Origin of the sequence: Oenococcus oeni DSM 20252 = AWRIB129, assembly GCF_000372485.1 — a bacterium.
GTDB lineage: Bacteria > Bacillota > Bacilli > Lactobacillales > Lactobacillaceae > Oenococcus > Oenococcus oeni.
On sequence record NZ_AQVA01000003.1, the window covers coordinates 14,627 to 26,704 of the forward strand.

The following is a 12,078-nucleotide window of genomic DNA, read 5'->3' on the forward strand; positions in this document are numbered from 1 at the left end:
GGGGATAACTTGAAATCTAGTTTCCACCTCTTATTATCCAGGCAATAAAACCACCGATTGCAAATATTAGCCACCAAAAACGAGCCAGAAAATCCCAAACGTTCATTTGACCATATTTTCTTTTATAATTACCGCTGTTTGGATCAAACGAGAATTGTTTGTTATCGATTCTGGAATTCTGTTACTCGCTGCCCAACACCAGAGTATCCAAGCTAACGTCCAGAAGCTCGGATAATTTAATTAGATTATTTAAGTCGGGAGTTGTTTCGCCACTTTCCCATTTGGAGATGGCCTGGCGGGAGATAAATAATTTTCCCGCTAAATCTTCTTGGGACAAATTTTTCTTATTACGATATTTTTTCAACTGTTCTGGGAATTTAGCCATTTTTAATTATCTCTTTTCTTAGATTTTCGAATCCATGAATTAATCTCTTACACAATAAAGTATGTTCTGAAAACATACCTCTGTCTAGCAACCAAACCATGATATCTCGCATCAATTAACCTATCTTTGCGCAAGTTGTTTTTGCTTTGTTAGCCAAAAATACCGGTTCGAAAGCTTTTATCCGGTTGCGAAAGATATTTGATTCGTTGATCGGATGTTTGAAAAATGTGTTTTCGCTATGAATATATTTAATCGAGTGACTGAATTTTAATTGTCACTGAAAACGTATCAGTTAATATGTGCATTAAAGAGCTTACAGGAAACTACCGATACTGCCAGAAGTACAGTATCGTCCATTTCAAATGCAGCGATGTATTTAGGGGAGACCTTGGGCGGTCTAGCAGGCGGGATATTAATCACTAGAATAACTGGATTTTGGGGCATTAGTATTTTTACTGTGATTCTTGCGATCGTTTCATTGATTATGTATTTTTAGGGAGTGTTAGCTTATTGCGATAACTTAAAAATCATAAATCAATATTTAAATGTTACTTGGTGTTTTTTGTATAATATTTATTGGTCTTCAAAACCAATAAAGCTCAAATCTAAAAAGTGAGCTTCAGCTGTTGAGCAATTCAACAGTTTTTGTTTGCTTTCGATTAAAAATTAATTTTTAAAAAGTGGGTAAGCTTCTTAGACTATCATTTTTTTTCGATTGACCGGCAGTTTTTATATAGGCCTTTAATATATCGTGTTTATTTACAAATTCTACTTCAGCTTTGTGACCTTGCTGATCTATATAAAAATATTTATCATTTTTTTTAATTCTGTTGGTAATATCAAAAGCTTCAACTATATCCGGTACTCCGAAGGTTTGTTTAAATCTGCTTTGTTTAATTTTCACTCCAATAATTCGTTGCTCGTTTTTAGAAAGTTTGATGGCTACAATCTCATATTTCATCTAAGATAATTCTCCTTTTTTAGTCATAAACTCGATACGATTAAATTTCATCCTCAGTCTATTTTAACGAAAGACCAGAGAACAAAATAAAACATATTATTTATTTAGATAATAGCGATACTGTCTTTAAACTTGTTTCATGCTTTTTGGTAAACTTTTTGATCCAGTTTTAATTATTAAATAACCTTTACTATTTTAAAGAGTGGAACTGTCTGTCCTACAATTGATGATTGTGAATAATTTAAGAGCAAGTATTAACCAATTGACTCCTGCAGCACAAACGGCCGTTAAAGAGATAATCTCAAATGCCAAAGAAAACGACAAGGCAATTGTCGATATGGATTTCAACAATCAGCAGCTATCGATTGCAGACAGCGACAGTATTGCTGCTTTAACTGATGGACAAACACATTTGTTTGCAATCTATACGGTCTATGACAAGGATCATAAAACAATCAAAAGACTGCAGGCAAAACTGAACAAAGAATTACTTGAACAGTTATAGGACTGTTTTTTTGTTTCATTTGATAAGCAAAAATAATAAAATTTAGTTGTTGGGTTCATCTGGTTGAAAAATACAGGGGATGTCATTTAAATGACTAATGAATTGATCAATGATCTGAAAATATTGAGAGAGTTCGATTCTGGAAAAACACAAATTGAAGCTAATTTTCTAAATCGATATAAAGATAATATCGATAAACTTTCCGGTGAACAGCTATTTGTTGGAAAACCTAATTTTGGTGGAAATTGGTATTCTTATTGGTTAAATCCGAGATTGACACAAAAAGGGAAAGATTTTTTGATACTCTTTGAATCACTTGAAGTTCTAGAGGAGATCTTTAATCGAGAATTTAGTAATTTTTCCCTCATTACTCAAGCAAAATTAAATTTACTAAATTATTTGAGTGATAATGATTTAATAAATTTCAATCGGAAAACAAAAATTACTGCGAAGGGAATAATTATTTATAAACCCGAAAAAATCTTAATTAGGGATAGGGGCTACAATCTTTTATCTGCAACCGATTTAACCGATATAAATGATTACCTTAATAAAAATAAAGAAAATCTTTCTAATCCTAATATCACTAACTCGGTTATAGTTGAAAATGGTCAAATTGACAGTAAAAACAATCGAATTATTTTTGGTCAAATTGATAAAAAGACTGAAATAAAAATGCAAAGAAATAGAGTTCTCAACGAATTCAGTCGAAATTTAAAGCATCTTTCTGATGGCGATATTTTAAAGCTTCGCAACTTTCTGAATTCGATTTCTGAAAATGGGGATTTCGATCAGGAGAAACTAAATGATTTTTTTGACCAACATCCGAATTTAATAAATGGTATCAATACAATAACTCAAATTATTTTCGAGTCGGGAAAGTCATTTGCGATCGGGTATATTAAAAACAATTTTCCTGGTATTTTTTAATCTATATTTTTAATTTTGTCCTAGTCTTCAATCTTAAGATTGAAGATTTTTGTTAATAAAAGCGGAGAATCACTCAAATATTTTAGCCAGTTTTTTTATTTAAAGTTAATCTATATTTAAATTAAAATCCATTGTAATTGCCTAAAATTGTGGCTATTGAAACGAGCCATGAAAGAAAATGATTCTTTGAAACAAATTAATCCACCGAAACAATCCCAGCGAACTCATTTACATGAAATCGATTTTATGCGTATCTTTTTTACTTTTGGAGTTTTATTTAATCACACGGTTAATAAATTTACTCTTGCAATGTCACAAAGCGAAACATATTATACTGTACGGACTTTGCGGGTTATGTTTCACTACACTCGCATGGGATTCATATTTATCAGCGGTGTTGTTTTAACCTTAACTTATTTTAATCGCAATGATTGGCCGGCTTTTTTTAAAAAAAGATTCAATGGCAGCTTATGGCCATATTTAACATGGAATGGATTATTAATGTTATTGATGATTGCTTTGGGAAGTACCGATTATAATTTTAGCAATTTTGGAAACAAATATTTAACATTAGTTATGCATGGAAGCAGTTTTTATATGTACTACATGCTTTTGGTAATGCAACTGTACTTGCTGTTTCCTCTAGTAGTTTGGATTTTCAAAAAATGACCGAATTCTCATAATAAAATCTTGTTTATTAGTTTTGTTTGTCAATTAACCTTAGTTTTCTTCGTTAAATTTATCATGCCACAAATGGATGTTTCCAGCTGGCCTTACTGGTTTAAGGCAACGAGCATCAACATTTTTGCCTATCAATTCTACATGCTCTATGGTGTTTATACCTGCTTGCATTATCGAGAGATTTATTCCTTTTTGCAGAGAAATATACATGCGATTGCAACTCTTGCGATTATCATGGCTATTGGCATGTTGTTTTACTATCGTATTTGGGATCAAAAAATTCTTGGGATGGATGGCGATAGTTCCTTATCTCTCCATCAACCGTATATTGCCTGTTACGATATTGTGATGTTGAATCTTATTTTTTGGCTTGGTAAGAAGTATGCTACCTTTCGTCAACGCGGTTTTCCCAAATGGCTTGAAAACTTTATCAATCTAGCAGTGAAAGTAAGTTTTGGTATGTATCTTAATCAAACACTCGGTTTACTAATGTTGAGTTGGTTGCTATCTGTATTTTCGCTCCCGGACTGGATTATGATGATGTTAATTCCATTTGGCTGGGTACTTGTAATTGCTATTTCATTTATGATTGCCTGGTTTTGTTATAAAGTGCCACCTTTTGGATTTTTGGTTGGGCGACCGAACTGGCATCCTTTTCGGATTGTTAATGAGCGTTTATTTAGATCATCGACCTTTGAAAGATAGTTCTGGCGACTCTATAAAATTTTTCAAGTTTGACTGGATTTTTTTATTTAAAAAATATTCAGTTTGCCAATTGCTTAATAAGTAAGACTGACAATTAAAATTTTTAGCTGAATGGAAATTATTTTTATGATTGTCTTTTAATTAATCGATTTGGTAAAATTAACCACGGGTATCTTTGATGCCTAGAACTAAATTATTTTTATTAACTAATTCAGTTTTCATGTGATATCGATTGATGAAAAGATCGATATTGGGACCGCCACTATTAAATTAGTAGCGGTTTTTTAATTTTCGACTTTAAGAATAATTTTATGAAATATCTTATTTTTTTGATTTTAAATTTAATTTGATAGTGATTGAATTTAAAGTCAATTACAAAATTTGGAAACAAAAACTCTTGGCAAACGAAAACCAAGAGTTTTTGTATAATTGATTTGTGCCGTAAGGCACACAAAAAATCCTGAGAAGGCATTTTTTGCTACAGCCGCTACCTTTATTGGTGGCGGTTTTAATTTGATAATTTAATAAAAAAGTAATTTTGTAAGACATATTTTGTATGCGCTTACATTAATGTATTATAATAGAACTTGGCGCTTGAAACAACGCCCTCGCAGAGATTCTCCTTTATTTAAAATCCGTTTTTCCTATGATTAACAGCCATTAAATGGCTGTTTTTTTAATAATTAATGTAAAAAAACTCCTGATATTAAATCAGGAGCAATTTTATTTTCATTAGATTATTTTGATTATTTCAAATAGTACAATTTGAGTATTTACAACTACCGCCTTTATCATCAACAACAGTTATTCAAACAAACACTTACAACCAATACAATTCAAATCTTAAAACATATGAAAACTAAAACTGTAAGCGATATACCATTGTATACGCTTACACGAGATATTATAATAAAATTTTCCATCTGAAACAACTCGATTAAAATCCTATTTTCTGGAAAAACAAATTATTTTTGAAAGCAGTTTACTTACTATTTTTATAAGATAGCTTATGTTTCAAAGAAATGATTTGTTATAATTTTTAGCAATTGAAGTTTTTTGAATTGAATTTGGAGCGAATTTTGTTAATCAGACAGGCAGTTATTTCAGATGCACAGAAGATATTGAAATTTCAAAAAGAATTAGATCAACAAACTGACTTAATGCTTTTATATCCTGAAGAACGGCAAGATTGTTGTTTGGATATTGAAAATAAAATTAGCCAGTTAAATCGAAAGCATGGATTATGGCTCTTAGCCGAAGACCAAAAGGGCACAATTATCGGTAATTTGACCGTTGATAGATCCATTTTTAAAAAAATTGAGCATCTCGGTTATGTTGTTGTTGGTGTCTTAAAAGCGGTCAGACATCGGGGAATTGGTGATCAATTATTTAATTCAATGGATCAATGGGCACTTGATAATCATATTCACCGTTTAGAATTAACCGTTATGCAGAATAATTTAATCGCTCAAAGCCTCTATAAAAAGCATGGTTTTGTTGTTGAAGGATTGCGCCAAGATTCTATTTTTCAAAAACAGAATTATGTTAGCGAATTTTATATGGCGAAAATTTTTAACAATTGAAAACTTTTAATAATTATTAACATGAAATGGATATTATAGATGACAAGCAAATACGCACCCCTTTGGAATTACATAGGAAAATTAGATCAAGAAGATTTCTTTTTGTCTTTTGAGCAAATCAAACAAATTCTCGGGTTTGAGATTGATCATTCTTTTTTAAATTATAAAAAGGAATTACCTGATTATGGATATTCTGTTAGCAAAATATCTTTAAAGAATAAAACAGTCAAATTTTCTAAAATTGAGAGTAAATAATTTTTTATTCATCAATTAATTAACTTTAAGGAGATTCTGATGGCAAAAATATTCTTGGATAAAGCAAAAGCTGAATATAAACAAAGTTTTTATAAATACATTGAGTCTTATTTGGCCGAAGGCGAGACATCTTATTACGACAAATATAAAATGGCTTTAGATAATTTTCATGAATACATAAAGCTTTTAGAGAAAGAAGGCCAAGGAACCGATTTGCCCAAAGATCGTGTAGCTCAGGCGACTTTTTGGTCGGTTGATGATAACTTTCACGTTTTGGGCGTTACAAGAATTCGTAAACAAGCACTAGAATTCGGCGGGAATATAGGCTATGATATTGCACCTGCATATAGAAAAAAGGGTTACGGATCACTAATACTAAAACTTGCTTTGATCAAAGCTCGTGAAATGAATTTACAAAAAGCTATCGTAACTTGTGAAGTAGATAATATTGCTTCAAAAAAATCATTGAGAAAAATAAAGGCATCTTTATTGGAAGTTTATATTCAGAGGAAATGAAGTCTCGAATTTTAAAATATGAAATGAGTTTGGGTATCACTCGTTAAATTAATGTTTTTGATTCATAGAACTTTTATTTTTTCCGTTTTTAATAAAAGCAAAATAATTATTATTTGACCAAAACTATTTTTTGTTTATTGATATCATTTTGTTAATAAAAAATCCGCTGATACTCAAAAAGCTGCCAATTATGCTCGTACCCAAAAACATGAGAGCCATACCACTTCCTTCGGTCTTTCCGACGACTTTTTCTAGTAAAAAACTTAAATTATTTGTTCTGCTTATTAAGGGAGTAAAAAAATTATCGGCCAGATATCCTCCTAGAAAAGCGCCAATTGGTATCATCAGGCTTTCCCAAGAATTTATCTGTGTAAATAGTTTGGGATGATCATTTACACTCGCATTTTGATACACTATCATATTGCTTGCTGCCGTTACAAAGGGCATTGGAATCGTTGCCGCGATAGCCGCTAAACACCAAATAAGGCAATTCTGTCCAAGAGCCATTAGGCTGTCGCCAAATAAAAATGATATTAACGCTGATAAGTAAAATACTGTGTAAGGATTTTTTATCGTGAAAATTTTTTTGGTAAGCAATATTCCACCACAGATACTTCCTAAGCCGAAAAAACTGTTGACGATAGCCAACACGGTTTGATTCTCATTACTACGAGATAGAATCATCGGCGATAGTATACTCTCGTAAGTCCTATTGGAACAGAAACTCATAACTGAAGTAAATACTATTAATATGCATATTGTAGGATATTTCTTTTTAATATTTATTTTTGTCGGATTGATTTGTTCTTTGTTTTCTTCTTTTGAATAAATATTTTTGATTTTCAAGGTTCTTAGCAATACATAAATTATTCCAAAATAACTGATTATATTAGTAATTAATAAACTATTTATATTTCCATTTCCAACTTTTAATAATACGGTCGCTATCTCAGGACTAATTAATGCTGTTGTAGCATTTCCTAGTGAAAAAAGACTGATATTTTTTTGATAATCGTTATTTTCACTATATTTTCTAATGAAAATAGCAAGTGCTGGTACTTGAAAGGATTTTAGGAAGCCACTAATGATTAGTGCAAAGTAAATTGTTATTAAAGATTGCTGATAGTTTCTTATTATTTCTATTAGCGCCCAGAGAAATAAACCACATAAACTAGTGTATAAAAGGATTTTTTCCGGTGAATACAGTTTTATATATTTTTCCACCATTCTGGAAAATATCCAGGCAGGTAAGTAGAAGGCCGTAATTCCTAAAGCGACATCCAAGGCGCGGTGTGTTTGCAGGAAGATCCAGATGCCGATTCCATAAGAGATAATCAGATTACCGAGAGTTGATAACGTTTGTGTCGACCATATTAAAATAAAAAAATTATAATTCTGTTTTTGCATTTAGCTGCTCCTTATATTGAGATAATATGAGTGTTTCCAAATGCAATTTAATTTTAATGACCCATATCAATCAATTACATTTGATATGGGTAAAAATAAGCATGGCCAAAAATCTGAATAACATATATTTTCCTTTCCTGATTTAAAAACAAAACTTTTTAAAATGTGCTTTATATAAAATTCTATTAAAAAAAGTGAGCCTTGATAATTGTATCAGCTGATCAAAAACTAGGATAATTTGCATTTTTATTTTCTTTTAATTTTTCTTTTATGTTCGCTTAATAATTTTGAAATATATTATTTTGTGTAGCCGATAGTCGACTACAGAAAACATAAAATAACTTTAAATTGAACATTTGAGTTGTAACTAATTCACATTGCGTAACCGTCAGTCAAAATACTGACGGTTTTTATTTGTTTTAACGGGAAATATACTAGGATTACTGTTGAATCGGCAATTACTACTTGATATCTCAACTATTTTTTTGTAAATTAAAGCATGTTTGTTAAATTTATTTTCTCAGAAATAATTACCGTTTTCCATAAATGAGATATTCTATCCGGTTAGGATTTAAGTTTTGTCTAATGACGTTTTAATACGTAATTATTTTTAGCTTTGGATGAAAAAAAATTTCATTTCATTTTTCATAAATTTCAGGGATAAGTTTCAAATCATTATTTTTTCAAAGGGGAGGGATTATCAAAAAAAATATAAAACCACAAAGTAAAGTCAAGCAATTATATAACCACCATATGACGATACATTGGGGTAAATTCATTCAAAAGCGGGATATATTATCCTTGGGGGCAAGTCTGGAAGAAAAAGCTTCGATTGTTGGGCGAGTTGGTATCTTGATGCTTTCATGCGGAACCGGTGCTTGGAGGGTAAGAGAGGGCATGAACACAATTGCCAGGAATCTTGGCATAACCTGTTCCGCGGATATTGGTTTGATTTCGATCGAGTATACGTGTTTCAGTAATAATTTAAGTTACACTCAGGTTCTCTCGCTTCCAAAAACTGGTGTCAATACGGATAAACTCGATCAGATGGAACGTTTTGTCAAAGAATTCGGAAACGATTGTTCTTCATTGACTATTCGCCAAATACACAATAAATTGGACACAGTGCAGAGAAAAGCGGTTATTTATTCAACTTTTTCAGCAGCATTTGGAGCTGCCTTGGCATGTAGCGCCTTTATTTTTCTGTTGGGCGGTGGTTTAGTGGAAATGATTTGTTCTTTTATTGGGGCCGGTATTGGTAATTTAACCCGTAGAAAGATGATCGACCATCAGATAACGACATTGGTATGTACGGCATCCGGAGTCGCTGTTGCATGTTTATCTTATCTTTTTATTTTCAAATTGCTTGAATTATCTTTTGCTATATCATCTCAGCATGAAGTCGGTTATATTGGAGCGATGCTTTTCGTTGTTCCTGGTTTTCCTTTTATAACAAGCATGCTTGATTTATCCAAATCGGATATGCGTTCTGGCTTGGAAAGATTATCCTACGCTCTAATGATTACAATTGTGGCGACCCTAGTCGGATGGTTAGTCGCTTTGCTGGTTGATTTTAAACCGGGGAATTTTTTGCCACTTGGATTAAGTGTTTTAACTTTAATGCTTCTTCGAATACCGGCAAGTTTTTGTGGCGTCTATGGATTCTCCATGATGTTTAATAGTCCTTGGAAAATGGCTGCTTTATCCGGATGTATCGGAGCTGTTGCAAATACTTTAAGACTGGAATTGGTCGATCTAACGAATATACCAGCTGCGGCGGCGGCCTTTTTCGGATCTTTAGTGGCCGGTATTCTCGCTTCTTTTATTAACCGGAAAACTGGTTATCCCCGTATTAGTTTGACCGTTCCTTCAATAGTTATTATGGTTCCTGGATTATATATCTATCGAGCTGTTTATTATATTGGTCTTGATTCAATTAATGCCGGCATGTTGTGGTTAACCAAAGCTGCCCTTATAATTATGTTTCTCCCAATGGGACTTTTTGTGGCTCGTTTTCTCATGGACAAGAAGTGGCGTTATAGTGACTAATAAAAAAATAACAGTAATAAAAAACCAGCGAAAAGGCTGGTTTTTTATTACTGTTAAGCACGGTCATTACAGTTATTAGTATTTCTAACTTCTATTCTAACTGGCTTATATGCATAGATAGTATTAATTGGCACAATATAAATTTTATTTTTGATAACCTCAATGAACAGCTCTATTTTTTTAACATACTGGTGATTAACGATTTCTTTTTTTGATAGATTAACTTTCGAACTACTTTCTTTATGAAACCTATTTAGCAATTTGATTGTATTTGTTAATTTCATTTTCTATCTCCTATCATCAGTTAATTGCTGATGGCAATATCATATTGTTCTTAAGTAAAACGAAGATTAAATTATGCTAAGAAAAAGCAATATATTGAATTTAATAAGTCGGATAATTCAAGATAAACAAAGAAAGCTTTAAAAATCTCTGGAATGGTAATTCTTATTAAATATTAAGCGGATTGATATGCGTTGTATGTGCATCGGGGATAACCGTTACAATTTTATCGGTACTGAAATAAATCAAAAAATTTGCTGTATCTGTTCCGACTAAAATATCCAAGTTCTTGGGGTAACGTTCGATTTTCTTTATTTCCCGGGAACTTGAATCGGAAAAGTTAATAACAACATGATCATTTGTTTTTAATAAACTCTTTATGACATCAAACATTAAAAATCCTCCTTTCAATTATTGTACTTTAATATTGATAAGATCAGATTTACAGTATAAAAAAACGACCAATAATTTGACAAACGAATAGGCGAATTACTGAATTATTATCAATTCATAAACGAATTTAATCTTTTTTTAGGCTACTTTATATATTGGTTTAATTAACACAACATATTATCAATACAACAGAACTTGATACCGAAAGGTGGCAGAAATGGAAATCGCATTACCTTTATATTTTTTCTTTTTAATGTTTACAAAAGTTACCATAATAGCAGCCTTAGTCTTTTTATCAACTTGTCTTGTATTTGTTTTATGGCAGTGTCTCAAAAGCCTTAAATATAAATAATAAATTGAATATATGAACTACTAAAAGACTTAATTAGTCTTTTTTTCGTATTCTTTGGTTAGATTTTCCAACATTTTTTCTACCAATTCAGATCTTGGAATGGAAGTCTCTTTTGAAATTGTATTCAATTTTTGAACTAGGTTGTCCTCTAAAGTAAATGTAGTTTCTTGCTTCATGTTTCAATCATACGTCTTCTATGTTGCATCTTTGTTAATTTCGAGTTTTAATTGTTTTTCTTTCCATTATATTTTTGAAAAAATTCTGATGATTAATATTCTTGTTACAGATACTCACAATGATGACGAGAGGGAACCGATTCCAGGCTAAATTGAAAAGTACTTATCATGATAAAAAAATAAATATATTTCTTAAATAGCTTAAAGCGATCAATTATTTCGCTTGCCAATATTTTTAAAATGCTTTATAGTTTACTTATTAAAAGTAAGGAGAAGTAAATGACAATAAAAGTTGGATTGGTCGTTGGTAGTTTAAGAAAGGATTCGTATACAAGAGCGATTGCTAAACAAGCCTCTGAATTATTGCCCGATAACTATCAAGTAATCGACATTAACATTGGAAATCTTGATCTATATAATCAGGATTTGGATGATGAGGATCGTGTTCCTCAGAGCTGGAAAAATTTTCGTCAACAGATGAGCAAAGTAGATGCAGTTATCTTTGCAACCCCTGAGTATAATCGGTCAGTTCCGGGAGCCTTAAAAAATGCAATCGATGTCGGCTCGCGACCATACGGTAAAAGTATCTGGGATAAAAAACCAGCCATAATTTTAAGTGTTTCTCCCGGTTCAATCAGTGGCTTTGGTGCCAATCATCATTTACGTCAGTCGTTGGTATTCTTAAATATGCCTGTTGTTTCTCAACCGGAAGTTTATATTGGCAATGTTACGAGTGTTCTTGATGATAATTTGAAAATCACTAATCCCGGCACACTCCATTTTTTGCAATCTGCCATGGATACTTTTGATGATTTAGTTAATCGTTTTAATGATTAATTTCTTTGTAAACGAACGGAATATTTGCGTATTTCGTTCTTTTTTTATGCAAAAATTCCGA

14 protein-coding genes and 1 pseudogene are annotated in these 12,078 nt (G+C 31.7%); 9 read left to right on the forward strand and 6 right to left on the reverse strand.

Annotation, left to right across the window (positions count from 1 at the left end; translation table 11 throughout):
• Positions 1 to 16: 16 nt before the first annotated feature.
• A pseudogene (locus A3G9_RS1000000110345) lies at positions 17 to 385 on the reverse strand (helix-turn-helix domain-containing protein).
• 673 nt (positions 386 to 1,058) lie between these two features.
• Complete coding sequence (locus A3G9_RS0102770; protein WP_002818787.1) at positions 1,059 to 1,346, reverse strand: DUF3892 domain-containing protein; 288 nt, start codon at positions 1,344 to 1,346, stop codon at positions 1,059 to 1,061.
• Positions 1,347 to 1,572: 226 nt separating this feature from the next.
• Here A3G9_RS0102770 and A3G9_RS0102775 point away from each other — a divergent pair, with 226 nt between their 5' ends.
• From A3G9_RS0102775 to A3G9_RS0102805, 7 genes are all read left to right on the forward strand, one after another.
• Complete coding sequence (locus A3G9_RS0102775; RefSeq protein WP_002818788.1) at positions 1,573 to 1,851, forward strand: hypothetical protein; 279 nt, start codon at positions 1,573 to 1,575, stop codon at positions 1,849 to 1,851.
• A 90-nt stretch (positions 1,852 to 1,941) separates the two neighbouring features.
• The gene (locus tag A3G9_RS0102780; protein WP_002818790.1) at positions 1,942 to 2,781 is read left to right on the forward strand and encodes a hypothetical protein; all 840 of its coding nucleotides are present in this window, start codon (positions 1,942 to 1,944) and stop codon (positions 2,779 to 2,781) included.
• A gap of 168 nt (positions 2,782 to 2,949) precedes the next feature.
• Entirely contained in the window at positions 2,950 to 3,450 is a 501-nt protein-coding gene (locus A3G9_RS0102785) for an acyltransferase family protein (RefSeq protein WP_002818791.1), read from the forward strand.
• Positions 3,451 to 3,525: 75 nt separating this feature from the next.
• Positions 3,526 to 4,167: a hypothetical protein gene (locus A3G9_RS0102790; RefSeq protein ID WP_002818792.1), complete on the forward strand. Its 642-nt coding sequence runs from the start codon at positions 3,526 to 3,528 to the stop codon at positions 4,165 to 4,167.
• Positions 4,168 to 5,246: 1,079 nt separating this feature from the next.
• On the forward strand, positions 5,247 to 5,750 hold the full coding sequence (locus tag A3G9_RS0102795) for a GNAT family N-acetyltransferase (RefSeq protein WP_002818795.1): 504 nt from the start codon (positions 5,247 to 5,249) through the stop codon (positions 5,748 to 5,750).
• A 39-nt stretch (positions 5,751 to 5,789) separates the two neighbouring features.
• A complete protein-coding gene (locus tag A3G9_RS1000000110350) occupies positions 5,790 to 6,005 on the forward strand; it encodes a hypothetical protein (RefSeq protein ID WP_002816443.1) in 216 nt (71 codons plus the stop codon).
• 39 nt (positions 6,006 to 6,044) lie between these two features.
• The gene (locus tag A3G9_RS0102805; protein ID WP_002821819.1) at positions 6,045 to 6,521 is read left to right on the forward strand and encodes a GNAT family N-acetyltransferase; all 477 of its coding nucleotides are present in this window, start codon (positions 6,045 to 6,047) and stop codon (positions 6,519 to 6,521) included.
• Positions 6,522 to 6,644: 123 nt separating this feature from the next.
• Here A3G9_RS0102805 and A3G9_RS0102810 read toward each other — a convergent pair whose 3' ends face one another.
• A complete protein-coding gene (locus A3G9_RS0102810; RefSeq protein ID WP_002818797.1) occupies positions 6,645 to 7,928 on the reverse strand; it encodes an MFS transporter in 1,284 nt (427 codons plus the stop codon).
• A gap of 801 nt (positions 7,929 to 8,729) precedes the next feature.
• Between A3G9_RS0102810 and A3G9_RS0102815 the strand changes: the two genes are divergently transcribed.
• Positions 8,730 to 9,977, forward strand: a complete 1,248-nt coding sequence (locus A3G9_RS0102815) for a threonine/serine exporter family protein (RefSeq protein ID WP_002821818.1) — start codon at positions 8,730 to 8,732, stop codon at positions 9,975 to 9,977.
• 53 nt (positions 9,978 to 10,030) lie between these two features.
• On the opposite strand, the gene A3G9_RS0102820 is transcribed toward A3G9_RS0102815, so the two are convergent.
• From A3G9_RS0102820 to A3G9_RS1000000109795, 3 genes are all read right to left on the reverse strand, one after another.
• On the reverse strand, positions 10,031 to 10,261 hold the full coding sequence (locus A3G9_RS0102820; protein ID WP_002816439.1) for a hypothetical protein: 231 nt from the start codon (positions 10,259 to 10,261) through the stop codon (positions 10,031 to 10,033).
• A gap of 166 nt (positions 10,262 to 10,427) precedes the next feature.
• Entirely contained in the window at positions 10,428 to 10,652 is a 225-nt protein-coding gene (locus A3G9_RS0102825; RefSeq protein ID WP_002816438.1) for a hypothetical protein, read from the reverse strand.
• Between the two features lie 381 nt (positions 10,653 to 11,033).
• Positions 11,034 to 11,180: a ribbon-helix-helix domain-containing protein gene (locus tag A3G9_RS1000000109795; protein WP_002818801.1), complete on the reverse strand. Its 147-nt coding sequence runs from the start codon at positions 11,178 to 11,180 to the stop codon at positions 11,034 to 11,036.
• 279 nt (positions 11,181 to 11,459) lie between these two features.
• Here A3G9_RS1000000109795 and A3G9_RS0102840 point away from each other — a divergent pair, with 279 nt between their 5' ends.
• Positions 11,460 to 12,017, forward strand: a complete 558-nt coding sequence (locus tag A3G9_RS0102840) for an NADPH-dependent FMN reductase (RefSeq protein WP_002818803.1) — start codon at positions 11,460 to 11,462, stop codon at positions 12,015 to 12,017.
• The last annotated feature ends 61 nt before the right edge of the window (positions 12,018 to 12,078 follow it).